Genomic DNA, 24626 nt, shown 5'->3' with positions numbered 1-24626 from the left:
CAACGTATGCGGTCCGCGCTACTTACGGGTATGACACTTGCAGTCATATCGTTACTGTTTCTGGCATTTAATCTGGTCTGGATAAACAATCTTCCCGATATCCGCTGGGACCTTTCACACCAAAAAAACCATACGCTTTCGCCGTCCGCACGGCAGTTGTTGACCGAGCTGGAAAGCCCGGTGGACTTGTATTATTTCAACTCACGCAACGGCGCAAAAAAAAATCAGGCGATGAAACGCTATGGCGAACACGTGGCAGACCTGCTTAAGGAATATGAAAAAGCCGCCAACGGCATGATCAACCTGCACGTGATCGATCCCGCACCTTATTCAGAGGATGCCTACAAAGCCGGCCTGTTCGGTCTGGATGACACGCAAGGCTTTTTGGGCCTGATTGGCACCCGTGCAGGCCAGGTTGCACAGCGCATAGAAGCCTTCAGCCCTGGGCGCGAAGCTTTCCTTGAGTATGAAATCAGCCACCTGATCCACAAATTGAAGCAACCTGAGCCTCCTGTGATCGGCCTGGTGTCCGGGTTGGCACTGGCGGAGTCCGCGGGCCAGGTGCTGGAGCAAATACATCAGCATTTCAACGTGATAGACCTGGCAGCGAAGATCGAACAAATCCCTGAATCGATCACAACACTCATGGTCGTGCACCCGCGCGCACTGCCGGAACACACTTTGTATGCGATCGAACAGTTTGTATTGAGGGGAGGCAAGCTGATGATCTTTATCGATCCCATGAGCGAAATGGAGGCGAACGCTGCCCCCTTGGACTCACGACTGGACGGCTTGCTGACAGCCTGGGGCGTACAGATGCCTATGGATAAATTGCTGGTCGACAGTCTCTACGCCTCATCGGCCACAGTCGGTCAGGGCGAGCCGACGGTAATCCACCCGGCCAGATTGAATTTAACGCGACAGGCGATGGCGGCAGACGATATCAGCACCAGGAAACTGGGCTCGGTGATCGTTTCGAGCAGCGGTGCACTCTCGCGTATCAAAAAAAGCCGTACAACGCTTACCCCGTTGCTGCGTAGCTCCAGGCAGTCCGCACTGATGGATGCCACGCAATTTGCATCGGCGACCACGTTTGACTCATTCACCCACAAGATATCGGATGGGGCGCAACAGCACGTCATCGCGGCTCGACTCGAAGGACCGGCCTATTCGGCATTTCCGGACGGCATCAACGGGGTCTCATCCGGTTTGCAAAAAGCCGCGCACATCCAGGTGGTGGTGGTGACCGACACGGACTTGCTCGCAGACGCTGTTATCAATTCGGGCCCCAACGACAACGCGTTGTTTATCCTCAATACCCTGGACAACCTGGTGGCTCCTGATGCGCTTGCAAACATCCGGCCCCCGGCGGTAGCCAGCCAGTCGGCATACCCACTGGAACAGATGCGCGAGGCAGCGGCGCAGGCCTATGCGCAACAGGCCGGCGAACGGGAACGACGGCTGGAGCAGACGGAGCAAGAGTGGCAACGACTGGCTCCGCCGAGCAAAGGCGTAGTGACCCAAGCGGTGAATACCAATACCCAGTTGCAAGCACTCAATAAAGAGCGTCTGCGACTGCCCATGGAGTTGCACGCGCTCAATGTCGAGACCTACGCGCAAGTACATCGAACTGAAAAAATCCTCAAACTGCTGATGATTCTTCCCGTTCCGCTACTGCTCTGTCTAATCGCCTGGATACTGTTTCTGCTCCAGCGCCGACGCCGATTCGCGGCAGCCACTGCACCTCACTGAGGGTCTGAAAAACCAATCAGCGACGGGTAATCAGCCCCTGGCGGGCAATACGCGTCAGTTGGCGAATCACTTCTTCGGCGGCGTCGGCACTGGGCGCCTGGATAACGGCGAGGTCAAAGCTGTTGCTGGCAAAGCGCGCCAGCGAATCACCCTCTTCAACAAACTGAATCAGAAACGCTGAAGGCCGCCCAGTGCGGCGTGGCCAGCCATCCAGGTAGCGCAATAGCGTTGGCTGGTGCTTTCCGCCGAGGAGAATTTTTGGATTGCGTTGAGTCAGGCCCGCAGTGATCGGGGCCAGGCGTATGAGGGGGCGTAGTGCATTCATTGTGTCGTGTCTCTGCCTCAAAAGTCTGCGGGCAGGTGAGAGGCAACACCGAACCAGCGCTTTAGCGGAATTTCGAAACCTGCCTCTATCAAGAGTGCATGTTTCTGTCGGGCTGTATCGAGTCCCGGTGGCGCCCCGCAATTAGCTGTTTAAATCGGCGCATGAGAGCCATCCTAGAGAAGCCGATAGGGCCATGTCAAGAATCCCGCGCAATGAAAAGGCCCGCTTATAGCGGGCCTTTTCCGGTCTGGTGCGTGGATTTTTCCCACGTTTCAGCGGGCAATGGCGCGGTCAGCAGACAGTTTTCCAGCCCCTTCCACCAGCACAGCCAACGAACCGCCGAGTAAGGCCAATGCGAATTCATAACCGTTGTTGGCCATGAAAAGCCCGTTATGGATATGCACCGAGAAAATCGCCACCAGCGACAGGATAGTCAGCCCCAACGCCGCGGGACGCGCCAACAAGCCGATGATCAGTGCCAGGCCCGCGAAGAACTCAGTGCCGCCCGACAACACAGCCATCAAAGTGCCCGGTGCAAGGCCGATGCTTTCCATCCACTGCGCAGTGCCTGCCAGGCCGTAGCCGCCAAACCAGCCGAAGAGTTTTTGCGACCCGTGGGCAGCGAAAATGATGCCGACGAAAATCCGCAGGATGGTCAAGCCATAACCGGCGCGGGTGAACAGGATGCGGTTGATCAGTGGGCTCATGGCGATAATCCTTTTTAAAGTAGAGGTCTGTTGGCCGCCATCTTAATCGGATTAACCAATGATAAAAGCGCAAATAATGCCTAATACATATCGATAAATTAGATTATTTTCGAGAGGCAATTTTGGGCGTTGACGGCTCAAGGGACTCCCGTTCCCGATCAAATGCCAAGTAGTACTTGTTGACGCTATTCACATAGCTGACGCCGCCCATCCCGACTTGCTCCATGGCAATGCGCTCGACCTGAAAGAACCATTGGTTCGGGTTGAGACCACGGCGACGCGCTTCAGCGCGCATGCCCTGCACCCGTTCAGGCCCCATGTTGTAAGCCGCCAGCACAAACGCCATGCGTTCACGTTCATTCAGTTTGGGGCTGGAAAAAAACTTGCGACGAATCATCGCCAGGTACCGGGCGCCCGCCTGAACATTGCTGTCGAGACTCTCGATATTATTGACGCCCACCCGCTGCGCCGCCGAAGGCGTGATCTGCATCAGCCCGGTCGGGCCTCCGCTGCTGCGCGCGCCGGGGTCCAGCGCAGATTCCTTGAAGGCCAGGGCAGCGAGGTTCAACCAGTCCATGCCCTGCTCGCGGGCGTGTTTTTGCAGGACCGGACGCAGTTTTTCCAGGCGCTGGCGGTCGGCGCGGGCCAACGGGTTGCGCACCTGATAGAGGCGTCGGTAGATGCGCTGGAACGCTACGTCCTGGTCAGACGGGGTTCTGTAAGTCTTGAGAAAACGATCAATGCTGGCGCGCAACATCGAGGCATCCTGGCGTACAAACCAATACTCGTCGCCCGGCTCACTGATCACCACCTGTCGATCAAACCGCAACTTGGGCAGGATTTTCGACCAGCGTTCGGCAATCGGCTTTTCGACGATGGTCAGGTGGAAAATTCCCGCCTGAACCATTTCCAGCACATCTTCCACCGCCAACGTCGGGTCAACCCATTCCACCTTCACCGGCGGCTGCTTGTGCAAGGCCAGTTTCTGGTTGACCTGGCTGATCGCATCCGCCGCCGCGCTGCCAGTGGTCAGCGCCAGCGTACGCCCGGAAAGCTGCTCCAGCCTGGTAAACCGCCGCTCCCCTTTCACGCCCACCAGCCACAACGGCACATCGCTGGCGATCGGGTCGCTGGTGCTGATTTTGTGCGCAGCCTTCACATCCAGCAACTCACCGGGCGCCACCAGATCGCCTTCGCCACGGGCCAGCGCGCCGAGTAGCTGGTCCTTGGCCTTTGGAATGATCTTGAGGTTGATTTCTTCGCCATCACGGGCGTGGCCGTTCAAGTACTGCTCGAAGGCACGCAGGCGATGGTATTCGACACCAATGGCCTGGCCCTGGACTTCACCCGAACTGTTTCGGCTCTGGTTGACCAGCACGCGCAAGGTTCGGCTGCTGCGAATTTGCGCCAGGTCACGCACCTTGCCGGGCTTAGTCACTTCCAGCGGCCCGTCCAGACGTGCAACCGCCGCCATGGGCAGCAGTAACGTCAGGCATAACATTAGCAACGCCGAGGGTCGGATCATCCGCTCTCCGGAAAGAATACTGGCCAGCGCCGGCGCGAAAGACGCGGTGCTGGGGGTCAGAAACAGAGCGCTTTATGCGCAGGCTTTGCGTGCATCGGCGGCAGGGTAAGCGGCGAACCACTCACCACAATGTCACTTGCGACGTTCAAAGACAGCTATAACTCGTTGTAGTTCTTAGATTTTCTTATAAATCTACAGCTCTGATATGCTTTCCGACCGCAGGCGGAGATAGCACCATGCAACTCATTGATATCGGCGTCAACCTGACCAACCCCAGTTTCGACGAGAGGCACCAGGCCGTCCTCGACCGCGCCTACGCCGCCGGCGTGCAACAATTGGTGCTCACCGGCACCAGTGTCGAAGGCAGCGAACAGGCCCTGGAACTGTGCGTAAAACTCGATGAAAGCGGCCAACGCCTGTTCAGCACCGCTGGCATCCACCCCCACTCCGCCAGCGACTGGAACGGCGAAAGCGCCAGGCGTTTGCGCGGTTTGCTCACTGAAAGCCGCGTGCGCGCGGTGGGTGAATGCGGGCTGGACTTCAATCGTGATTTCTCTCCGCGCCCTCAGCAGGAAAAGGTCCTGGAAGAACACCTGGCGTTGGCCGTCGAGTTGAAATTGCCGGTATTTCTCCACGAGCGCGACGCCAACCAACGCCTGCTGGAAATCCTCAGGGACTACCGCGACCACCTGACCGCCGCCGTTGTCCATTGCTTCACCGGCGAGCAACAGGCGCTGTTCAGCTACCTGGACCTTGACCTGCACATCGGCATCACCGGCTGGATCTGCGACGAGCGCCGTGGGACGCATCTGCATCCACTGGTAAGAGAAATCCCCCGCGGCCGTCTGATGCTGGAAAGCGATGCGCCCTACCTGCTGCCACGCACCCTGCGCCCCAAGCCGAAAAATGGCCGCAATGAACCGGCTTATTTGCCGGAAGTCCTGCGCGAGGTGGCCCTGCACCGCAACGAAACCGTGCAAGACCTGGCCGAACACAGCACTGCCTGCGCCCGCACGTTTTTCGGGCTGCCGACCGTGGAGTGATGCGGCGCATTGACCCATGTCAAAACCGGCTTTCTGAGTAGCGGCACAATAATGGCACCTTGCCAATACTGTTTCCGCTATCAGAGAAAACCTTCCATGGGTGCCTGGCTTAGCAATATCTCGCTGAAATACAAATTCTGGGCCGTGAACGCGGTCGCCTTCATCACCACCTTGCTGCTGGTGCTGTACGCCGTGCAGCTTGAGCAACGAGCGCGCAGCGATGCGTCTCAGGCCTCGGCTCTGGCGCAGGGGCGATTGCTCAATGCCTGGCCTGCCGACAAGCCATTGCCCAAAGGCGAGCAATGGCTGACGTTTACACACGGCCAAATCCCACAGCTTGAACGTTATGATCTGTCAGCCTTGAGCACAGCCAGCGGCTGGGTCGAGCTTAATCACCTGCCCCTGTTCGGTGAAAACCCTCTGATAGGCGCCGAGGTGATCGCCAGCCCCGACGGCCAACAAATCGCCGTTCTGGCCTACGGTCGCAGCTTGAGCCAGGTGTTCGGCGAACGCTTTGCCAACTACGCCGTGGCGGTGCTGATATTGATGCTGGCGATGCTCGGCGCCTCGCAGTTGCTGATCCGTTTTTTGCTCAGCCAACTCAACACCCTCAAGGACGTAATGCTGCACGTGGAAAAAACCGGCGACCTGTCAGCCCGCGTGCCCTTGGCGTGCAAGGATGAAGTCGGCCAGATGGCCAGCGCATTCAACGCCATGCAAGCGGGTTACCAGCGCGTGGTCAACACTGTCGCCCGCACCGCCAAGCAGTTGGATGAGGGCGCCGCGCGCCTGGCCAGCAGCATGAACGAGGTGCAGCACGGCATGCTCGGCCAGCAAAGCGAAACTGACCAGGCTGCGACCGCGATCAACGAAATGACCGCCACCGTTTATCACATCGCCCAGCACGCTGGCGCTACCCGCGACCTGTCCCAGACCGCCGACACCCTCGCCGGCAGCGGCCAGGAGGTGGTCACCCGCGTGCAACGCTCGATTGCCGGGCTGTCTACCGGGGTGCAGCAAACCGCAGAAATGATCCAGAAACTCGCCGAAGACAGCCAAAAAATCAACGGCGTCGTCGGCGTGATCCACAGCATCGCCGAACAAACCAACCTGCTCGCCCTCAACGCCGCGATCGAGGCCGCCCGTGCCGGGGAAATGGGCCGTGGTTTTGCCGTGGTCGCCGACGAAGTACGCAACCTCGCCAAGCGCGTACAAAGCTCCACCGACGAAATCACCCGCATGGTCTCGGCGCTGCAAGCCGGCACCCGCGACGCGGTGGATTTTATGCAGGAGAGCTCATTCAAGGCTGACGATTGCGTTCAACAGGCCCAGGAAGCCGGCGCCGCCCTCGCCGAAATCACCGGCGCCGTGGCGCAAATGCGCGAGAGCAACACCCAGATCGCCGTAGCCGCAGAACAACAAAGCCACGTCGCCGAAGAGATGAACCGCGCGGTGGTGAGCATTCGCGATGTGACCGAAAACACGGTGCAGCAGACCGTGGATTCGGCGACAACCAGCAATGAGTTGGCGACGCTGGCGGGGGAGTTGAGCAAGGCGATTGGGCAGTTGAAGCTGTAAGACTTTGCACGTTGTAATCCCTCACCTACACAAAGCCCTCGGTTTGCCGAGGGCTTTGGCGAAACGCCCTACCCCTTCTGGCGAATAGAGCCGACTTCTTTTCCTCACCAACCTCTCCAAAGTCTCTCGCCTGATCAATCAGTGCGAGGGACCGCCGATGTACTTCTCCGTTAATACCTTGCTCGTCCGGGCTGCCTTTTGATTCCGGTGATTGCCAGGTTTGTCCTGGCCCCCATGGATGCCAAAGCGCCCGACGTTGAGAGCGTCTTGCGTGATTTCAGGGGTTGCCTGAACGCCTTTGACGAATGGGCCGAGAGCTTCTGGAGTGGCTCGGCGCTGGACGTCGAGCAAGTGTTCAAGGTCGGGGAAGAGGTCGCGCTTGTGGCGCCGGCGTCCTCCAAAGCGCCAAGCGCTACCGTTACCGTGTGTAAAGCCCAGGGCTCGCTGACCCTGGTGCATATGTTTCAAAGCACGCAGTTCGTGCCCATCGGTAATACGCCGGTGATGCTGCAAGCCATCGCCATGGACGGCACCCCGACTGGCGCACCGTTTCATCAAACCATCGGGCCTAGCGGCATCCTTGAAGTCAAGGACTGTACCCGTAACCAGCGCTACAAAATCACCTTCTACCCCAACATTTCCAAAGAGCACGTCAAGGCGCTCTACGCGTCTTATCAGTCGGTGATCGCAGGGCTGCAAGCGCGCCTGCGTGATGAGTGGGAAAAGACCTTCAAGGCCCAATGGCGTGAGTTTTCAAACGCCAAGCCTCTCGAACGCAGCTTCATGCAAGGCGCTGCGTTTTCAGCTGGCATCCTTCAGGCGCTTTACAACCTTTGGGACAACGTTACGCAACTGTTTGACCTGCTGACGAACATCAAGGCCAACAGCGAGAAACTGCTGCAATACATGTCTCAAGGCGAACTCGATGAGCTGCTGAAGCTCGGTAGCGACGCGATTGCGCAAGGCCTGCTTGTGCTCAGCGATGAGCCCTTATTGTTTATCTACCTGTCCGCAATGGTCAGTTGGATACGCATGCTCCCCCCACCACAGATGCATGAGCTGCTAGGGGAAATCACTGGCGAGGTTTTGATCAATCTGTTCCTGGTCTGGGCGACCCGGGGCATGGGGGTGAAGATTCGCTTGGGCGCGCAGGCGCTGGGGCATATCAAGTCCGGGCAGGTGCGCACGTGGCTGGAGCTGCTGGCCGATCAGCTGGTGGGCCCCAGTTTGAAGCCGCATGTTGAGGCGGCTAAACCGTTGCTGATCGGCAGTGCATCGACGTCGATCAAGACAATTCCTGCGGCGCAGTTGAAGGCTGGGGATCAGTTGGTTTCTAACCCGGTTACAGCGGTTCGCAGCAAGACGCAGCGGACGGCGTTGGTCAGGCAAGAGCACGTCGACGATGTGCCCTCGCCGGGAAAAAACCCCGCAGGGGATGCAGCCGCCTCGGCTGATAAAACCGCTACCAACGGCTGCCCGGTGTCGATGGTGACCGGCGAGGAACTGCTGACACTGACCGATGGCACGCTGGACGGGATTTTGCCGTTTGAGTGGACGCGCTTATATCGCACCAGCGCCGTGGAAGTGGATTGCGGGTTGGGGTTTGGCTGGAGTCATTCGCTGGCGCAGCGGCTGGCGGTGGTGGGTGATTCGGTGGTTTGGACGGATCACGAGAATCGTTCGACTGAGTTTCCGTTGCCTACGGTTTCTCGGCCTGCGATTACCAACAGTCTTGCTGAGGCCGCAATTTACCTGGGTTCGTTGCCTGATGAGTTGGTGCTGGCGCAGGGCTCGCGGTTCTATCACTTTCGCGATGGCACGCTGACGGCGATCAGTGATGCGTATGACAACCGGCTGCGTGTTTCCCGGGATTTTTTGGGGCGGGTTGAGCGGCTGGATAACGGTGTGGGGCGCTCGCTGTTTTTGCGTTATGAACTGGGCCGCATTGTTGCGGTGGATTACCAGGTTCATCGGGCTGAGGGGCCGGGGCCGTTTGTTTGGGTTACTGAGCAGAACGTTATTTCCTACGCCTATGACGGAAATGGACGACTGATCTCAGCGACCAACGCCGTAGGCGAAAGCGAGGCTTATCGGTACGACGATCAGCACGTCATTCTTGAACGCCAGTTGGCCGGTGGGGCGAGTTTCTTTTGGGAGTGGGAACGGGCTGGCAAGGCGGCACGCTGTGTTCGGCACTGGGCCAGCTTTTCGCAGATGGACACGCGGTATGCCTGGGGTGAGGACGGCCGCGTCACGGTTCACAACGCTGACGGCAGTCAGGAAGTTTACGTACACGATCAACGTGCGCGGCTGGTTCAGCGCGTTGATCCGGATGGCGCCGAACACTTCAAATCCTACGACGACAAAGGCCGGCTGACGGTCGAGCAGGATCCGTTGGGGGCGGTGACGGCGTATCAGTACGACGAAGCCGGACGCTTGGTGGTGTTGTTTCCTGGGAACGATGAGCCGACTTCCTACGAGCACGACAACGGATTCGTACGGGTTTTAAGGCGGGGCGAAGCGGTTTGGAAGTATGAGCGCAATGATCAGGGCGATGTCACGCGTAAGACTGATCCCGATGGCAGCGTCACGGACTACAGCTACAACAAATACGGGCAGCTGACGGGGGTTTGGTATCCCGATCACAGTTGTCATCGGCTGGTGTGGAATGAGCGTGGACAGCTCATTGAAGAGCAACTGCCCAATGGCGGGGTGAAACGCTATCGCTATGACGATCTGGGACGCCAGATTGCGCGCGAGGATGAATATGGCGCGCTGACGCAATACCAACTGGACAGTGTTGGTCGCTTGGTTCGCGTGGTTCTACCGGGCGGTTCCGCGCGGGAATACAGCTACAACCCTTATGGAAAAATCACCGCCGAACGCGATGAACTGGGGAACGTCACCCGTTACGAATACGGTGACGGGCTGCACCTGATCAGCCGCCGCATCAACGCTGACGGCACTCAGGTCAAATACCGCTACGACAACGCGCGGTTGTTGCTGACCGAAATCGAAAACGAGGTCGGCGAAGTTTATGGGTTGCAATACCACCCAAACGGCCTGATTCAACAAGAGATTGGTTTTGACGGCCAGCGCACCGCCTATGTCTACGACCTCAACGGCAACCTGCAGGAAAAGACGGAACACGGCGACGATGGCAGTCAGCTAGTTACGCGTTACCGGCGAGACCACGCCGGTCGCCTTGTAAGAAAAACCCTCCCCGATGGCAAAACTGTCGATTACGCCTACGACCGCCAAGGCAATCTCCTCGGCGTCAACGACGGCCACTGGGCGCTTACCTACGAATACGACCTGCAAAACCGCCTCACCGCCGAACACCAGGGCTGGGGCACGCTCCGCTATGGCTACGACGCCTGCGGTCAGCTGAAAAACCTGCGCCTGCCGGACAACAACCGCGTCACGTTCAATCATGAAAAAGGCGGCCACCTCTCCACCGTCGAATTGAACGGCGAAACCCTCACCTCCCATTTATTCAAAGCAGGCCGCGAGCGACAGCGCCAACAAGGCCAGCTCATCAGCCACTACGGGTACGACGAGCAAAACCGCCTGCACGCCCACGCCGTCACCCAACAAAAACACGATCTCTACCTACGCCACTACGACTACGACAAAACCGGCAACCTCAGCCGAATCCTCGACACCCGCAAAGGCGAGCACCACTACAGCTACGACCCCCTCGCCCGCCTGACCCGCGTCGATCACTCAAACGACGAACAGGAACGCTTCGGCCACGACCCGGCGGGCAACCTGCTGATGCAGGATCGCCCCGGCCCGGACATCGTGGCCGGCAATCGGTTGGCGATTCAGGGCGATCACCATTACGACTATGACGCCTTTGGCAATCTGATCCGGGAACGGCGCGGCAAAGGTCATCAACTCGTCACCGAATACCGCTACGACTGCCAGCATCGGCTAATTGGCATCACCCAACCTAATGGTCAAACCGCCAGCTATTGCTATGACCCGTTTGGTCGCCGCATCAGCAAAACCGTTGCCGACATAACCACAGAGTTCTTCTGGCAAGGCGACAAGCTGATCGCAGAACACCACGCGGATCGCCACCGCAGCTATATCTACGAACCCGACAGCTTCCGCCCGTTGGCCCTGCTCGAAGGCTTCGGCCCAAAAGAAACCAAGCCCTACCACTACCAACTCGACCACCTCGGCACCCCGCAGGAACTCACCGCCTCAGATGGCGAAATCGTCTGGTCTGCACACTACAAGGCCTACGGCAAAATCAGCCGGTTGAATGTCGGAAAAATCGACAACCCGCTGCGCTTCCAAGGCCAATATTTCGACCCGGAAAGCGGCCTGCACTACAACCGGCATCGCTACTACAATCCAGATCTGGGTCGTTACCTGACCCGTGACCCGGTGAAGCTGGCGGGTGGGATTAACGCGTACCAATATGTGCGTAATCCTACGGGATGGGTGGATCCGCTAGGCTTAAACACATGTCCCGGTGGAAATGGCTGTAACCCCGCAAGCAGCGCTGAAGAGCCCACGGCCAAAGCCCGAGTCAATGAAGGAGAGGTAGAGGCACCCAAAGGTGCAGAAAGCGAGCTATCAAGGACCGGTGCATTCAAAAGGGCAAAATTAATTGGAGGGGTTCCAAAGACTCAGCATCCCAGCCGTATCTACCGAGAACCCATCACAGACCAAGATCGCTATATTCGAGGAAGGGTGTATGAGTTCGAATTACGAGGTAAATTTGTAGAAATTCGTGAGCATTCCCTAGGGCACGAGAAAGGCAATCACGCCCCGCACTTCAATACTGAGGTCAAGAATATCGATAGAAAAAAAGCCCCACTGACCATCGGCAATGACTCACACACTTACTTTAAGAGATAACTAATGGACACAGTATTCTTACAACAAACCGGCATACGCCCCTGGGATCAACTGTATCCAACGGAAGAACAAGAATATGTCACAGTTTCACTACTCAACCAGGACTTTGAAAGCGTGTGGAAAACATGGCACGCACTTGCGTCCTTGCTGACAAATGATTGGCCCATGATAGTAATGTGGTACTCCACGAGTTACCCCTCGCACAGTAAAACCCAAGAGTATATCACCTTAAAGCATTTTGCGAAAAATTCAGGCCCTAAAGATATATTCAAAAAAAATGAGGCGACATTGGTTTATTCAGGTATAGAGTATTTAAATCAAGACCCAAAACACATAGATCCAGCCAAACTCACAAGTTACAGTAGATCGGTGACCATAATGATGAAAAAGGACAGTCAACCAGAGTCATTGTGGCAGCGACTAAGCCATTTAAAATACATCTCCACAACCGACGATTTCAGATTGATATTAAAAGACAATAATGATCTAACATTCAGATTTTATGACGCCGAAACGCACGGTGTTGCTCAGCTCATATGCCACTCCATCCATTTAAAAAAATTAGACAATGCACTTAATATTCTAAAGCTCAGGAGGATTCAACAAGAAGGTGTTTACGAATATATTCATAGTTAGCACACCCTGGAACAACTAAAGTTGACGCTAGCGAAAAAAATGCCTATTTAGATGTTAAATCCACGTCCTATGAACCCCATAGCCAACCCCAATTCGCCGCCCCGCCCGCCCCCACCTAAACTCTGCCCATAGCCTTTCAACGGACAGAGGACACACAACCATGGGCAAACGTCACCCCAATCTCCCCGCCTGGCAATGGCGCAACTACCCACAAAATCACCAGCACCCGACCAATCTGGCGTTGCACCTGATTGCCGTGCCGCTGTTCATCATCGGGTTTCTGTTGATCGTTTCCGGGGTGTTCAGCCTCAGCCTGGCCAGTTTCGCCATAGGCGTTGTGGGTATCCTGGCTGGCCTGGCGTTGCAGCGTCACGGCCACAGCCTGGAAGCCCAGGCGAATGAACCGTTCAGTGATCGCAAGGACGCCGTGCAGCGGCTGGTGGTCGAGCAGTTTGTGACGTTTCCGCGCTTTGTGCTGAGCGGTGGCTGGTGGCGCGCCTGGCGTCAGCGCCACCGTCATTGAGGGTCAGGCGAAGACCACCACGGTCTGGCGGCTGATGGCGATCAAATCGCCGGTCGGGCTCCAGAGCGCGGCGGCGGCGTGGCCGTAGCCGTCGCGGGCGTGTTCGATATTGACGTAGTACTGGCACCAGTCGAGGGTGGTCAGGTTTTGCAGCGGCTGGATAAATTCGATAGTCCAGGTCAAAGTACTGCCCGGCGCCGGTTTTTTCAGGTGCGGCAGCAGGGCCGGAGGCCAAGCATCTACCAGTGCAAGGATATGCGACTCGGTCAGAGGTTCTTCCGTCACGTCACCGCGCAGTCGTACCCAACCGCCCATATCGCGGGATTTATTACCGGTGAACGGCAGCCCGCCGACACTCCAGCGCATCGCCACATGCTTCATGAACTCCGGCGTGACACCTTTGATGTAGGGCAACTCCTGGCATTCATCCCAGTGTTTGAACGTCGGCGGCGCTTCGCTGGCAACATCAATCTCGGACTCGCGGGATGCGCCAAAGCTGGCCTGAACCAACGTCGCCACTTCGCCGTTTTGCACCACACGCCCGAGCAACTGGCTGACCGCCTTGCCTTCACGCAGTACTTCCACCTGATAACGGGCGGGCACCTCCGGCGCTACCGGGCCAACAAAGGTGACGGCCAGCGAGCGCAATGGGCGGCCTTCAGGCACTTGAGTGCGCAAGGCTTCGTATTGCAACGCCGCCACCAGGCCACCAAATGTGGCACGACCCTGCGCCCATTCGGCGGGGATGGTGACATCCAGCGGGTTGCTACGGGCGGCGTCGAGCAAATCACTAAAGCGCATGGCGACCTCACATCAAGAAAACAGATGCACGGATCTTAACCAGCGGGCCAACAAGGTACAGCGCTCATTCCGGCCAAAAACCGGACCGTTTTAGAAACAATCCTTGCCGAGCTTCTTCAGCACCCGATCCGCCTGCCCCTCGGCTTCGGACATGGTGCGATGCCACACCGCAACACAGGGTTGCAAATCTGCCTGGTGCTCGGCCTGAGCCAGCCATTGCCAGCAGTCGTGCCAATCACCGAGGGCACTCTGGGCTTTCTTGAGGCGTGACATGGCGTTGGCAGGAAGCTTGTCCAGCTCGGGATAGGCCTCGGCGGCGTAACGCACGCGCTTGATCAGCAAGCGCAGGCGGTGTCGATCGTGGTCGGGGTCCTTCAAGGCGTCATCGAGTTTCTGCCATTGTTTGGCCAAACGTTTCTCGATACGTGGGCGAAGGCCCCTGAGTAATTTCTGGTGCTGGGAAGCACGGATAAAGCGTGGAAAAGCATCAAGGATCAGCAGTAAGTGCGCCACTTCCGGGCTTTGCGCCACGCCGCGATAAGCCTCGGGCTGCATACGTAGACGCCGATCGGCCGCTTCGTGGTGCCCATGCTGGTGCAGGTATGCCGCCAGCACCTCACGGTCACGCAATGGCGTGGTCAACTGGCCGACCGTGCTGGCGGCCAGTTCAAGCTGTTCCACACCCGGCAGCCCACGCAAGGGGCGCAATAAGCTGCGCAGGCGTCGTACGGTGGTGCGCAGGTCGTGCAAGGCTTCATCGTCGGTGACGGCGGCGAGGCGAGCCTGGCAGCTCAGTAACCCTACTTCCAGGCCAATGACCTGAGCGACTAACTGATCGACCAAAGCTGACATCCCTTCCTCTCCTGACGATAAAAACCCCTGCACGCCGTTATGGATCAACGCCCGGCGCGCGACTCACGAATGTAGAACCGTGCTTTCTCGGCTTTGTTGGAGCAGCCTTCAAAGGCTTCGAATTGCTGCTGGGTCTTGGCACCGGTCAACAGGGACAGGGCTTTGGAATAGCTCACGGTGCCGGCAAACCCTTCGGCTTTGGCCAAATCGAGTTCGTGCCAAGCGGCATCCAGTTGCGTGCCACAGCTGTCGCGGTACGCGGTTTTCCCGGCACAACCGGCCAGGGCCAACACGATCACAGGCACACACATCCAGGCTTTCATCGATGACACCTCAAAAAAAGAAAAACAGTCGTACGGTGTAGACGTTGCCTACAAGGAAAAGTGCCTTGTCTGTCAGCCCCAATCTAAAGCGCCTATAGCCAAAGCATACCCGAGCATGGTGGCTATCCTGGAAAAATATTACAGGCCCGACGACGATTGAAGCAGCCCCCTCAATAGGTGCATTGTGGGCACCTGCCCTGGAAGGAACATCGACCATGAATAAACGTGTTGCCTTGGTGCTGGGCTCGGGCGGGGCCCGGGGTTACGCCCATATCGGCGTGATCGAGGAAATCGAACGGCGCGGCTATGACATTGCCTGTATCGCCGGCTGTTCCATGGGCGCCGTGGTGGGCGGAATCTACGCCGCCGGCAAGCTGGACGAATACCGAAACTGGATCGAAAGCCTCGACTATCTGGACGTACTGCGCCTGGTCGACGTGAGTTTTCGCCTGGGCGCGATTCGTGGCGAAAAGGTCTTCGGGCAAATCCGCAAGATCGTCGGCGAGATCAATATCGAAGAGCTGCGCATCCCCTACACCGCCGTGGCCACCGACCTCACCAATCAGCAGGAGATCTGGTTTCAGGAAGGCTGCCTGCACCAGGCCATGCGTGCTTCAGCGGCGATCCCCAGCCTGTTCACGCCGGTCATGCAAGGCAACCGCATGCTGGTAGACGGCGGCCTGCTCAACCCGTTGCCCATCGTGCCGGTGGTGTCGAGCCATTGCGATTTGATCATCGCCGTCAACCTCAACGCCACCAACCAGAAGCACTACCAGTTGCCGGTAATCCAGCGCCCACCGGCGTTCAAAAGTCGCTTCAACAGCCTGGCAAAATCATTGGGGTCGCACCTGCCGTTTCGACGCAAGCAAGCTGAGCAGTTGATGAAGCTGGAGCAGGAGGCGCTGCAGGCCCAGGCGGCGGAAATCAATCCTTGGCTGGAGTCAGCCGAGCCGGAATCCCAGCAACCCGCTGCTGCCCCCGAGAAGCCCGGCGCGCCGAAATCGGCGACCGGCTCATTCATTATCGATAACGTGGGGCCGGCGTCGCTGCTGGACCTGATCAACCAGAGTTTTGAGGTGATGCAGACGTCATTGGCGCAGTACAAAATCGCCGGCTACCCGCCGGATGTGCTGATCAACGTGCCGAAACGGGTGTGCCGGTTTTTCGAGTTTTACAAGGCGCCGGAGTTGATCGCCCTCGGACGGGAAATTGCGAGTGACACACTGGACCGGTATGAGAGTGAGCAGCGCTGAAATTTTGGGTGTTGCTGAAGGCCTCATCGCAGGCAAGCCAGCTCCCACAGTTTGAATTGTGAACACCTTCAAATGTGGGAGCTGGCTTGCCTGCGATGGCGTCGGCCCAGTCGCCAAAAATCTAAACGCTCAACAACCGGTACCCCACCCCAGCCTCGGTCACAATAAACCGTGGCTGAGTCGGATCATCCGCCAGCTTCTGACGCAAATGCCCCACCACAATCCGCAGATAGTGGCTGTCCTCGGTATGGGTCGGCCCCCAGATGTCCTTAAGCAACTGCTGCTGGGTAATCACCCGCCCAGGATGGCGCGCCAACTGCGCCAGCACGGCGTATTCCTTGCGAGTCAGCGCCACTTCGGCACCGTCCAGCAGCACCCGCCGATAAGCCAGGTCCACAGTCAACGGACCAAAACTCAGGGCGGCCTCCTGCGCTTCCCCCGCCGGTGCCTGGCGCAGCAAGGCGCGGACCCTGGCGAGAAACTCCTGGATACCAAACGGTTTGGTCACGTAATCATTCGCGCCGCCGTCGAGGGCTTCGACCTTCTGCCCTTCACTGGCGCGCACCGACAGCACCAACACCGGCACGGTCGACCACTCGCGAAACTCGCGCAGCACTTGCTGGCCGTCCATGTCGGGCAGGCCCAGGTCGAGCACCAGCAAGTCCGGTTTGCTCAATGCCGCTTGGGCCAGGCCTTCGTTGCCGGTACCGGCCTCGATCACCTTGTAGCCCTGGGAGGCCAGGCTGATGCGCAAGAACTTGCGGATCTGCGGTTCGTCATCAATGACCAAAATCGTCGCGGTCTGGCTCATGGTGTCCAATCAAAATCCGTGGAGAAAAGAGGGTAGCTCAAGGCTCACGCTCCAGGCCAGGCTGAGTCGGCAGGGGCAGGAACAATGTGATACAGGTTCCGCGGCCTTCGATGCCCTCGGCCACACTGATATGCCCGCCGTGGGCGCCGACCATGCCTTGGCAAATCGCCAGCCCGAGGCCGGTGCCCTGCCCGCCCCGATCGCCGCGAGCAGCGGTGTAGAACATGTCGAAAATCTTTGCGCGTTCGTCCTCGGGAATCCCCGGTCCCTCGTCGGCCACGGCGAAAAACAACTGGTCATCGACCACACCGGCGCTCAACTGCAAACGACCTTGAGGCGGTGAAAACCGCGCGGCGTTTTCCAGCACATTGACCAAGGCTTGCTCGATCAACGCGGCATGCACATACAGCAAGGGTAACGCGGGTGGCACATCGGTACCCACCTGCAATGGCGCAAGCACCGCGCGCAAACGGCCCAGCGCGCTGCCGACGATATCGCCCGGCGAGACCCAGTCCCGCGCCAGTTTGAGGGCGCCGTGGCCCAGGCGCGTCATGTCCAGCAGGTTCTGGATGTAGCGATCGAGGCGCTCGGCTTCATCACGAGTACCTTCAAGCAATTCGCGGCGATCCTCCAGGGAGATGGCTTCTCCCAGCGCCAGCAAGCTGTCGATGCTGCCGCGCATGGAGGTGAGCGGCGTGCGCAAATCATGGGACACCGAGGCGAGCAAGGCACTGCGCAGTTGCTCGGTTTCGCCGTGCAAACGTGCGGACTCCAGCTCCTGCCCTAACTGTGCCCGCGCCAGGGCCTGGGCCAGCGGCTGGCTCAACGCAGTCAGCAAACGCCGGCGTTGACCACTCAGCTCCAAACCCGGCTTGGGGCTGACACCGAGTAAACCCAGCGGGCCTTCTTCACCCGACAGCGGCCACCACCACCAGCGCCCGAACGGCAAGGTGCCGGTGCCCATGCCCGCCGGTTGATCGTGCTGCCAGGCCCAGTCGGCGGCGGCGCGTTCGGCTTCGGTGAACGTCAGCGGGCCGCCGGTTTCGACCTTTAATTCACCGCCGCTGTCGCGGTTGACCAGGCACAAGTCCAGGTCGCTCCAGCCTTCCAGATGGTGGGCCGCGGCGCTGATTACGGCCTGGCGATCGGTGGCGGCGGTCAGTTTTCGCGACAGGTCGAGCAGCTCGCTGGTCTCTTCCTGAGTATCACGCAATGCCTGCAACTGCCGGCGTTGGCGCGCGGCCAGGTTGCCGGTCAAGGCCGCCATCAGCAGGAAGAACAGCAGGGTCAGCACATCCTCTTCGCGCTGGATGGCGAAGGAAAAATTCGGCGGGATAAACAGAAAATCGTAGGTCAGAAATGACAGTGCCGCGCACGCCAGAGAAGGCCCCAGGCTACTGCGCACCGCGACCAGCAGCACCGCGGCGAGAAACACCAGCGAGATATTCGGCAAAGGCAACACGCTGGACACCGCCCAGGCCACGGCGGCAGCCACCACAGTCGCCACCACCGCAAGCGCGTAGTCGAACCACACCAGGCCGCGCACATCCGGCAGGCGTGGCGGCGCGGGGATATCGTCGCTGTCGAGGACGTTGATTTCCAAACCGCGCGCATTACGCAGCAACCGCGCCGCCAAACCGCCACCGAACAGTCGACGCCGCCAGCGCATCCGCGACTGCCCCACCAACAGCAGACTGGCGCGGCGCTCGGCGGCGTGCTGAATCAGCGTTTTCGCCACCTCACCGGCGCGCAGCAAGACCACTTCCCCACCCAACCGCTCGGCGAGTTGCTGGGCATTTTGCAGGCGCAAGCGCGATTGCTCATCGCGCGCGCGGCCGTTGTCGATATGCACCAGGCTCCAGGGCAAATGCCGGCGTTGGGCCACGCGGCTGGCGTGACGCACCAGGCGCTCGGCTTGCGCGTCGCCGTCCACGCCCACCAGCAAACGGCCGCGTACCGCTGGCGCGGCTTGGCCAAGTTGGCGATAACCCTGGGCCAAGTCGTCGTCGACGTGGGCAGCAGCGGTCTGCATCGCCAGCTCGCGCAGGGCCATCAGGTTGGTCTGGGTGAAAAATGCGTCGATGGCGGCGCGGGCCTGTTCCGGCACATAGACCTTGCCGTCACGCAGGCGCTCCAGCAGTTCGCGGGACGGCAGATCGATCAGCAACAGTTCGTCCGCTTCTTGCAGTACCCAATCCGGCAGGGTTTCGCGCACTTGCACGCCGGTGATACCGCGCACCTGATCGTTGAGGCTTTCCAGGTGCTGGACGTTGACCGTGGTGAACACGTTGATGCCGGCGGCGAGCAGTTCCTGAATGTCTTGCCAGCGCTTTTCATGGCGGCTGCCGGGGGCGTTGCTGTGGGCCAGTTCGTCGACCAGCACCAGCCTGGGCTTGGCGGCGAGCAAGCCGTCAAGGTCCATTTCTTCGAGCATCACGCCGCGGTATTCACTGCGCAACAAAGGTTGCTGCGGCAGGCCGCTGAGCAAGGCCTCGGTCTCGGCACGGCCGTGGGTTTCGACGACCCCGGCGATCAGGCGCACGCCTTGGCGCAACTGGGTGTGGGCGGCCTGGAGCATCGCGTAGGTCTTGCCCACGCCCGGCGCAGCGCCGAGGAAGACTTTGAGCCGGCCACGGCCGTCCCGTGGCAGTTCGGCTAACAGGGCATCGGCGCGGCCGGAGTCGCTCATGCTTTACGGTTCCTTCAGGTGTTTATTTCGAGTCTTTCAGGCCGTCATCGCGGGCAAGCCCGGCTCCCACAGGGGAATGCATTCCAAATGTGGGAGCGGGCTTGCCCGCGATGAGGGCATCACTGCTTACAACTTTTCCAGCGCCATGTTCAGTGCCAGCACGTTCACTACCGGCGGCCCCACCAGCGGGCTTTCGATGTGCTCATCCAGCAAACGCTGCAGTGTAGACACCGGCACATTCCGCGCCGCCGCTACCCGCGCCAGTTGATAGGCAATCGCCTGTGGTGGCAAGTGTGGATCAAGTCCGCTGCCGGAGGTAGTCAACGACGCCAACGGCACCGGGCCCTGGCCTGGCACCAGCTGTTTGTTGGCGTCATCAAAAACGCGCGTCGCTAACGCAGGGTTGCTTGGGCCGAAGTTACTCGCGCTGCTGGAGACGGTGGCAAAGGCACCGGCCGATGGGCGCGGATGGAACCAGCCGTCACCGGTAAAATCCTGGGCGATCAGGCTGGAGCCGCGCACTTTACCGCTGGCGTCGCGCACCAGGCTGCCATTGGCCTGGTCCGGGAAGGCGACTTGCGCCACGCCGGTCACCACCAAAGGGTAGGCAACGCCGGTGATCAGGGTCATGAGTACCAGCAGGCTCAGGGCCGGGCGGATCATGTTGGACATTTCAAATTCCTCAATTCGGTCATTGCAACCTGTGGGCCCGGTTGATCAGAGCCCACAGGGGTCGGGTCAAACCAGGTGCAGCGCAGTCAGCAGCATGTCGATCGCCTTGATGCCCACGAATGGCACCAGGATCCCGCCCAGCCCGTAGATCAACAGGTTGCGACGCAGCAACGCCGCCGCACTTGCCGCCTGCACACGCACACCGCGCAGCGCCAGGGGAATCAGCACGACGATGATCAGGGCGTTGAACACGATGGCCGAGAGAATCGCGCTCTGCGGGCTCTGCAAGTGCATCACGTTGAGCACACCGAGTTGCGGGTAGATCGAGGCGAACAGCGCCGGCAGGATCGCGAAGTACTTGGCCACGTCGTTAGCGATGGAGAACGTGGTCAATGCGCCACGGGTCACCAGCAGTTCTTTACCGATCTGCACCACGTCCAGCAGCTTGGTCGGGTCGCTGTCGAGGTCGACCATGTTGGCGGCTTCGCGAGCGGCCTGGGTGCCGTCGTTCATCGCCATGCCGACGTCAGCCTGGGCCAGCGCCGGGGCGTCGTTGGCACCGTCGCCGCACATCGCAACCAGGCGGCCGTCGTTTTGCTCGTGGCGAATACGCGCGAGTTTTTTCTCCGGGGTGGCTTCGGCCAGCACGTCATCAACGCCCGCTTCAGCGGCAATCGCGGCGGCGGTCAGCGGGTTGTCGCCGGTCACCATCACGGTGCGGATACCCAGTTTGCGCAGCTCGGCGAAACGTTCGCGGATGCCGGGCTTGACCACGTCCTTGAGGTGAATCGCACCGAGCAACTTGCCGTCGGCGCACACCAGCAAGGGCGTGCCGCCGCTCTGGGCGATCTTGTCGATTTCACGCGAGAGGGCCGGTAGCAGGTCACGGCGTTGTTGGCCGATAAAGGCCAGCAGCGAATCCACGGCGCCTTTACGGAACACACGGCCCTGGTAGTCGACACCGGACAAACGGGTTTCAGCACTGAATGGCACAGAGGTCAGCTCATCCAGAGTCGGCTCGGCCTGAGGGTGCAAGGCGCGCAGGTATTCGACGATGGATTTACCTTCCGCCGTGTCGTCCGCCAGCGAGGCCAGCAGCGCGCCTTCAGCCAAGTCCCGACCACTGACGCCTGGCGCCGCGATCACGGCTGCACAGCGACGGTTACCGAAGGTGATGGTGCCGGTTTTGTCCAGCAGCAGCACATGCACGTCGCCCGCAGCCTCCACGGCGCGACCGGATTTTGCGATCACGTTGAGGCGCACCAGGCGGTCCATACCGGCGATACCGATGGCCGACAACAAGCCGCCAATGGTTGTAGGAATCAGCGTCACCAGCAGTGCGACCAGGAACACCAGCGGCAAACTGCCATTGGCGAAGTGGGCGAACGGCTGCAGGGTCACCACCACCAGCAGGAAGATCAGGGTCAGGCCGATCAGCAGGATATCCAGCGCAACTTCGTTGGGGGTTTTCTGGCGCTTGGCGCCCTCCACCAACGCGATCATGCGGTCCAGCGTGGACTCGCCGGGGTTGACGGTGATGCGGATCAGCAGCCAGTCCGACACCAGGCGGGTATTGCCGGTGACGGCCGAGCGGTCGCCGCCGGACTCGCGGATCACCGGCGCAGATTCGCCGGTGATCGCCGCTTCGTTGACTGCCGCGATACCCTCGATGACCTCGCCATCGCCCGGGATCATTTCCCCGGAGGCGACGCGTACCACGTCACCTTTGCGCAGGCTGGTGGCCGGCACGACCTTGAAAGTGCCGTCGGCTTCCTTGCGACGTGCGCTGAGGCCTTCGCTGCCGGCCTTGAGGCTGTCGGCGCGGGCCTTGCCGCGACCTTCGGCCAAGGCTTCGGCGAAGTTGGCAAACAGCACGGTGAACCACAGCCACACGGCGATCTGCACAGCGACAAAGGTCGGCACCGACGTGTCCGGCACAAAGCACAACACGGTGGTGAGGATGGCCGTCAGTTCGACCACCAGCATCACCGGTGAGCGTTGCAGTTGACGCGGGTCCAGCTTGACGAACGCCTGGACCAGCGCCGGGCGCCACAGGGCGGAGATGGCGGTTTTGGCGGGCTCCTGGGTGGTTACAGGGGCGGCATTTTTTGCAGGCATATTCATTGTCATATCCCTCAGAAGCCCATGCTCAGGTGTTCAGCGATAGGGCCCAGTGCCAGTGTTGGCAGGAAGGTCAGGCCGCCCACCAGCAAAATGGTCACGGTCAACAGGGTCACGAACAGCGGGCCATGGGTCGGAAAGCTGTTCTGGCCGATCGGTGCAGTCTTTTTCATCGCCAGGCTGCCGGCCAGAGCCAGTACCGGGAGGATGTAGCCGAAGCGACCGAGCAACATGCTCAGGCTCAGCATCAGGTTGTGGAACGTGGTGTTGGCACTGAAGCCGCCGAACGCCGAGCCGTTGTTGGCACTGGCCGAGGTGTAGGCGTACAGCAACTGGCTGAAGCCGTGAGGGCCAGGGTTACTGATGGCACCTGCAGGGCCTGGCAAGCTGGCCGCGATAGCGCCCAGAACCAGAGTACCGACCGGCATCACCAGCAAGGTCACGACGAGCAACTGCACTTCCTTGGCCTGGAGCTTCTTGCCGAGGTATTCCGGCGTGCGGCCGATCATCAGCCCGGCGAGGAACACCGCGATCAGGACGTTGAGCAACATGCCGTACATGCCGGCGCCGACGCCGCCGAAGATCACTTCGCCGACCATCATGTTGACCAGTGCCACCATGCCGCTCAGAGGGTTGAGGCTGTCCTGCATGCCGTTGACCGAACCGTTGGATGCCGCGGTGGTGGCCACCGACCACAACACAGTGCCGGTGGTGCCGAAGCGCGCTTCTTTACCTTCCAGCGGTGCGGTTTGCTCAACGGCAGGGTTGCTCAGCGCCGGGTTGGGCTGGTATTCGGCCCACAGTGAAGTCGCGCCGCCGATCAGGAACAAGGCCAGCATGCAACCGAGGATCGCCCGGCTCTGACGCAGGTCTTTCACGTAGTGACCGAAGGTGAACACCAGCGCCACCGGAATCAGGATGATCGCGCCCAGTTCGAACAGATTGGCCCACGCCGTCGGGTCTTCAAACGGGTGCGCCGAGTTGACGCCGAAGAAGCCGCCGCCGTTGGTGCCCAATTGCTTGATCGCAATCTGGCTGGCCGCAGGGCCCAGTGGGATCACCTGATCAACGCCCTGCAGGGTCACTGCGTTCACATAGTGAGCGAAGGTTTGTGGCACGCCCTGCCAAACGAGGAACAGCGCAAACACCAAGCACATCGGCAGCAGGCCGTAGAGGGTGGCGCGGGTCATGTCGACCCAGAAGTTACCCAACGTCTTGGTGGATTTGCGACCAATCCCACGGCACAAGGCGACCAGGACCGCGAGGCCGGTGGCCGCACTGACAAAGTTCTGTACGGTGAGGCCGGCCATCTGGCTGAGGTAGCTCAGGGACGCTTCACCGCTGTAGTTCTGCCAGTTGGTGTTGGTCATGAAACTGACCGCCGTGTTGAACGCCAGTGTCCACTCCTGACCCGGTAATTTCTGCGGGTTCAGTGGCAAGTATTCCTGGAACAGCAGGATCGCGAACAACAGCACAAAACCGGCAAGGTTGAATGCCAGCAGCGCCAGCGTGTATTTCTGCCAGCTTTGTTCCTGATGCTCATCCACGCCCGAAAGGCGATAGCACACGCGCTCCACGGGGCCGAACACCGGCGTCAGCCACGTGCGCTGGCCTTCCATTACCTTGTAGTAGAACCGCCCCAGGAAGGGTGCCGGCACCAGCACCACGGCAAAGAAGGCGATGATCAGCCAATAGTCATAACTGTGCATAGCCTGCTCCTAGTTCCGATCCGCGCGTAACAGCGCAACCAGCAGATAAATGAACAGCGCCACGGCCAATAGCAGTGACACCCCGTCCAGAACGCTCATGGAAGTCTCTCCGAATTGCGGCGATTGCCGCGTGTAGGGCAATTGTCGGCAGGAGTGGCGTAAAGGAACGAGAGCGAGGGTGCACGCGGGGCGTAAAGACGGCGTAAAGAGTGGGTTTATGCGGGGTTTACAGGGGGATTTATGCTGGCTGGAAGGGCCTCATCGCGGGCAAGCCCGGCGCCCACACTTGACTGAGGTGTCTGGGCTGACCTCAATCAACTGTGGGAGCCGGGCTTGCCCGCGATAGCGACGGCTGAGTCAGCACCGCCCTTTACTGGTGCACCGCTGCAAAAATTCAAACGCAAAACCATTCCGCACGCGACAGTTGCGCG

General features: G+C 59.7%; 19 protein-coding genes. 7 read left to right on the top strand and 12 right to left on the bottom strand.

Annotated elements, in window-relative coordinates; all coding sequences use genetic code 11:
* The first annotated feature begins 6 nt into the window (after positions 1 to 6).
* Positions 7 to 1752 carry a GldG family protein gene (locus tag BFW87_RS20190; protein ID WP_078741485.1) on the top strand — a complete coding sequence of 582 codons (1746 nt, stop codon included), beginning with the start codon at positions 7 to 9 and terminating at the stop codon, positions 1750 to 1752.
* A 16-nt stretch (positions 1753 to 1768) separates the two neighbouring features.
* Here BFW87_RS20190 and BFW87_RS20185 read toward each other — a convergent pair whose 3' ends face one another.
* The 3 genes from BFW87_RS20185 to BFW87_RS20175 form a co-directional block, all read right to left on the bottom strand.
* Positions 1769 to 2077, bottom strand: a complete 309-nt coding sequence (locus BFW87_RS20185) for a hypothetical protein (RefSeq protein WP_078741484.1) — start codon at positions 2075 to 2077, stop codon at positions 1769 to 1771.
* Positions 2078 to 2349: 272 nt separating this feature from the next.
* Positions 2350 to 2784 carry a DoxX family protein gene (locus tag BFW87_RS20180; protein ID WP_078741483.1) on the bottom strand — a complete coding sequence of 145 codons (435 nt, stop codon included), beginning with the start codon at positions 2782 to 2784 and terminating at the stop codon, positions 2350 to 2352.
* 103 nt (positions 2785 to 2887) lie between these two features.
* Positions 2888 to 4309: a transglycosylase SLT domain-containing protein gene (locus tag BFW87_RS20175; RefSeq protein WP_078741482.1), complete on the bottom strand. Its 1422-nt coding sequence runs from the start codon at positions 4307 to 4309 to the stop codon at positions 2888 to 2890.
* Between the two features lie 236 nt (positions 4310 to 4545).
* Between BFW87_RS20175 and BFW87_RS20170 the strand changes: the two genes are divergently transcribed.
* From BFW87_RS20170 to BFW87_RS20150, 5 genes are all read left to right on the top strand, one after another.
* A complete protein-coding gene (locus tag BFW87_RS20170; RefSeq protein ID WP_078741481.1) occupies positions 4546 to 5352 on the top strand; it encodes a TatD family hydrolase in 807 nt (268 codons plus the stop codon).
* A 96-nt stretch (positions 5353 to 5448) separates the two neighbouring features.
* Entirely contained in the window at positions 5449 to 6930 is a 1482-nt protein-coding gene (locus BFW87_RS20165; RefSeq protein ID WP_078741480.1) for a methyl-accepting chemotaxis protein, read from the top strand.
* Between the two features lie 198 nt (positions 6931 to 7128).
* Positions 7129 to 11805 (top strand): RHS repeat-associated core domain-containing protein, encoded by a 4677-nt coding sequence (locus BFW87_RS20160; RefSeq protein ID WP_078741479.1) that lies wholly within the window; start codon positions 7129 to 7131, stop codon positions 11803 to 11805.
* 3 nt (positions 11806 to 11808) lie between these two features.
* A complete protein-coding gene (locus tag BFW87_RS20155; RefSeq protein ID WP_078741478.1) occupies positions 11809 to 12441 on the top strand; it encodes a hypothetical protein in 633 nt (210 codons plus the stop codon).
* Positions 12442 to 12601: 160 nt separating this feature from the next.
* On the top strand, positions 12602 to 12964 hold the full coding sequence (locus tag BFW87_RS20150) for an Mpo1-like protein (RefSeq protein ID WP_078741477.1): 363 nt from the start codon (positions 12602 to 12604) through the stop codon (positions 12962 to 12964).
* A 3-nt stretch (positions 12965 to 12967) separates the two neighbouring features.
* Here BFW87_RS20150 and BFW87_RS20145 read toward each other — a convergent pair whose 3' ends face one another.
* The 3 genes from BFW87_RS20145 to BFW87_RS20135 form a co-directional block, all read right to left on the bottom strand.
* Positions 12968 to 13765, bottom strand: coding sequence for an acyl-CoA thioesterase (locus tag BFW87_RS20145; protein ID WP_078741476.1), 798 nt, complete (start codon positions 13763 to 13765; stop codon positions 12968 to 12970).
* Between the two features lie 90 nt (positions 13766 to 13855).
* Positions 13856 to 14617, bottom strand: a complete 762-nt coding sequence (locus BFW87_RS20140; RefSeq protein WP_078741475.1) for a CHAD domain-containing protein — start codon at positions 14615 to 14617, stop codon at positions 13856 to 13858.
* Between the two features lie 44 nt (positions 14618 to 14661).
* The gene (locus tag BFW87_RS20135; protein ID WP_010176194.1) at positions 14662 to 14940 is read right to left on the bottom strand and encodes a hypothetical protein; all 279 of its coding nucleotides are present in this window, start codon (positions 14938 to 14940) and stop codon (positions 14662 to 14664) included.
* Positions 14941 to 15155: 215 nt separating this feature from the next.
* Between BFW87_RS20135 and BFW87_RS20130 the strand changes: the two genes are divergently transcribed.
* Positions 15156 to 16193 (top strand): patatin-like phospholipase family protein, encoded by a 1038-nt coding sequence (locus tag BFW87_RS20130; RefSeq protein ID WP_078741474.1) that lies wholly within the window; start codon positions 15156 to 15158, stop codon positions 16191 to 16193.
* A gap of 121 nt (positions 16194 to 16314) precedes the next feature.
* On the opposite strand, the gene BFW87_RS20125 is transcribed toward BFW87_RS20130, so the two are convergent.
* From BFW87_RS20125 to kdpF, 6 genes are all read right to left on the bottom strand, one after another.
* A complete protein-coding gene (locus BFW87_RS20125; RefSeq protein WP_078741473.1) occupies positions 16315 to 17004 on the bottom strand; it encodes a response regulator in 690 nt (229 codons plus the stop codon).
* A gap of 37 nt (positions 17005 to 17041) precedes the next feature.
* Positions 17042 to 19693 carry a sensor histidine kinase gene (locus tag BFW87_RS20120; protein WP_078741472.1) on the bottom strand — a complete coding sequence of 884 codons (2652 nt, stop codon included), beginning with the start codon at positions 19691 to 19693 and terminating at the stop codon, positions 17042 to 17044.
* Between the two features lie 126 nt (positions 19694 to 19819).
* Positions 19820 to 20365: a potassium-transporting ATPase subunit KdpC gene (gene kdpC / locus BFW87_RS20115; protein WP_078741471.1), complete on the bottom strand. Its 546-nt coding sequence runs from the start codon at positions 20363 to 20365 to the stop codon at positions 19820 to 19822.
* Positions 20366 to 20431: 66 nt separating this feature from the next.
* A complete protein-coding gene (gene kdpB, locus BFW87_RS20110; protein ID WP_439848395.1) occupies positions 20432 to 22489 on the bottom strand; it encodes a potassium-transporting ATPase subunit KdpB in 2058 nt (685 codons plus the stop codon).
* A gap of 11 nt (positions 22490 to 22500) precedes the next feature.
* Positions 22501 to 24195, bottom strand: coding sequence for a potassium-transporting ATPase subunit KdpA (gene kdpA, locus BFW87_RS20105; RefSeq protein ID WP_078741469.1), 1695 nt, complete (start codon positions 24193 to 24195; stop codon positions 22501 to 22503).
* A gap of 9 nt (positions 24196 to 24204) precedes the next feature.
* Positions 24205 to 24294, bottom strand: coding sequence for a K(+)-transporting ATPase subunit F (gene kdpF, locus BFW87_RS20100; protein WP_003218754.1), 90 nt, complete (start codon positions 24292 to 24294; stop codon positions 24205 to 24207).
* Positions 24295 to 24626 lie beyond the last annotated feature (332 nt).

The sequence above is a fragment of the Pseudomonas fluorescens genome (assembly GCF_002022275.1).
Classification (GTDB): domain Bacteria; phylum Pseudomonadota; class Gammaproteobacteria; order Pseudomonadales; family Pseudomonadaceae; genus Aquipseudomonas; species Aquipseudomonas fluorescens_AJ.
This window is presented reverse-complemented; position numbering and strand designations above follow the sequence as displayed.

What these genes read in the sequence shown, in the direction of transcription:
- BFW87_RS20180 (WP_078741483.1), bottom strand. Translation starts at nt 2,784, where the DNA reads ATGAGCCCACTGATCAACCGCATCCTGTTCACCCGCGCCGGTTATGGC.
- BFW87_RS20190 (WP_078741485.1), top strand. Translation starts at nt 7, where the DNA reads ATGCGGTCCGCGCTACTTACGGGTATGACACTTGCAGTCATATCGTTA.
- BFW87_RS20130 (WP_078741474.1), top strand. Translation starts at nt 15,156, where the DNA reads ATGAATAAACGTGTTGCCTTGGTGCTGGGCTCGGGCGGGGCCCGGGGT.
- kdpF (WP_003218754.1), bottom strand. Translation starts at nt 24,294, where the DNA reads ATGAGCGTTCTGGACGGGGTGTCACTGCTATTGGCCGTGGCGCTGTTC.
- BFW87_RS20140 (WP_078741475.1), bottom strand. Translation starts at nt 14,617, where the DNA reads ATGTCAGCTTTGGTCGATCAGTTAGTCGCTCAGGTCATTGGCCTGGAA.
- BFW87_RS20165 (WP_078741480.1), top strand. Translation starts at nt 5,449, where the DNA reads ATGGGTGCCTGGCTTAGCAATATCTCGCTGAAATACAAATTCTGGGCC.
- BFW87_RS20150 (WP_078741477.1), top strand. Translation starts at nt 12,602, where the DNA reads ATGGGCAAACGTCACCCCAATCTCCCCGCCTGGCAATGGCGCAACTAC.
- BFW87_RS20125 (WP_078741473.1), bottom strand. Translation starts at nt 17,004, where the DNA reads ATGAGCCAGACCGCGACGATTTTGGTCATTGATGACGAACCGCAGATC.
- kdpB (WP_439848395.1), bottom strand. Translation starts at nt 22,489, where the DNA reads ATGAATATGCCTGCAAAAAATGCCGCCCCTGTAACCACCCAGGAGCCC.
- kdpA (WP_078741469.1), bottom strand. Translation starts at nt 24,195, where the DNA reads ATGCACAGTTATGACTATTGGCTGATCATCGCCTTCTTTGCCGTGGTG.
- BFW87_RS20170 (WP_078741481.1), top strand. Translation starts at nt 4,546, where the DNA reads ATGCAACTCATTGATATCGGCGTCAACCTGACCAACCCCAGTTTCGAC.
- BFW87_RS20135 (WP_010176194.1), bottom strand. Translation starts at nt 14,940, where the DNA reads ATGAAAGCCTGGATGTGTGTGCCTGTGATCGTGTTGGCCCTGGCCGGT.
- BFW87_RS20120 (WP_078741472.1), bottom strand. Translation starts at nt 19,693, where the DNA reads ATGAGCGACTCCGGCCGCGCCGATGCCCTGTTAGCCGAACTGCCACGG.
- BFW87_RS20145 (WP_078741476.1), bottom strand. Translation starts at nt 13,765, where the DNA reads ATGCGCTTTAGTGATTTGCTCGACGCCGCCCGTAGCAACCCGCTGGAT.
- kdpC (WP_078741471.1), bottom strand. Translation starts at nt 20,365, where the DNA reads ATGTCCAACATGATCCGCCCGGCCCTGAGCCTGCTGGTACTCATGACC.
- BFW87_RS20155 (WP_078741478.1), top strand. Translation starts at nt 11,809, where the DNA reads ATGGACACAGTATTCTTACAACAAACCGGCATACGCCCCTGGGATCAA.
- BFW87_RS20175 (WP_078741482.1), bottom strand. Translation starts at nt 4,309, where the DNA reads ATGATCCGACCCTCGGCGTTGCTAATGTTATGCCTGACGTTACTGCTG.
- BFW87_RS20185 (WP_078741484.1), bottom strand. Translation starts at nt 2,077, where the DNA reads ATGAATGCACTACGCCCCCTCATACGCCTGGCCCCGATCACTGCGGGC.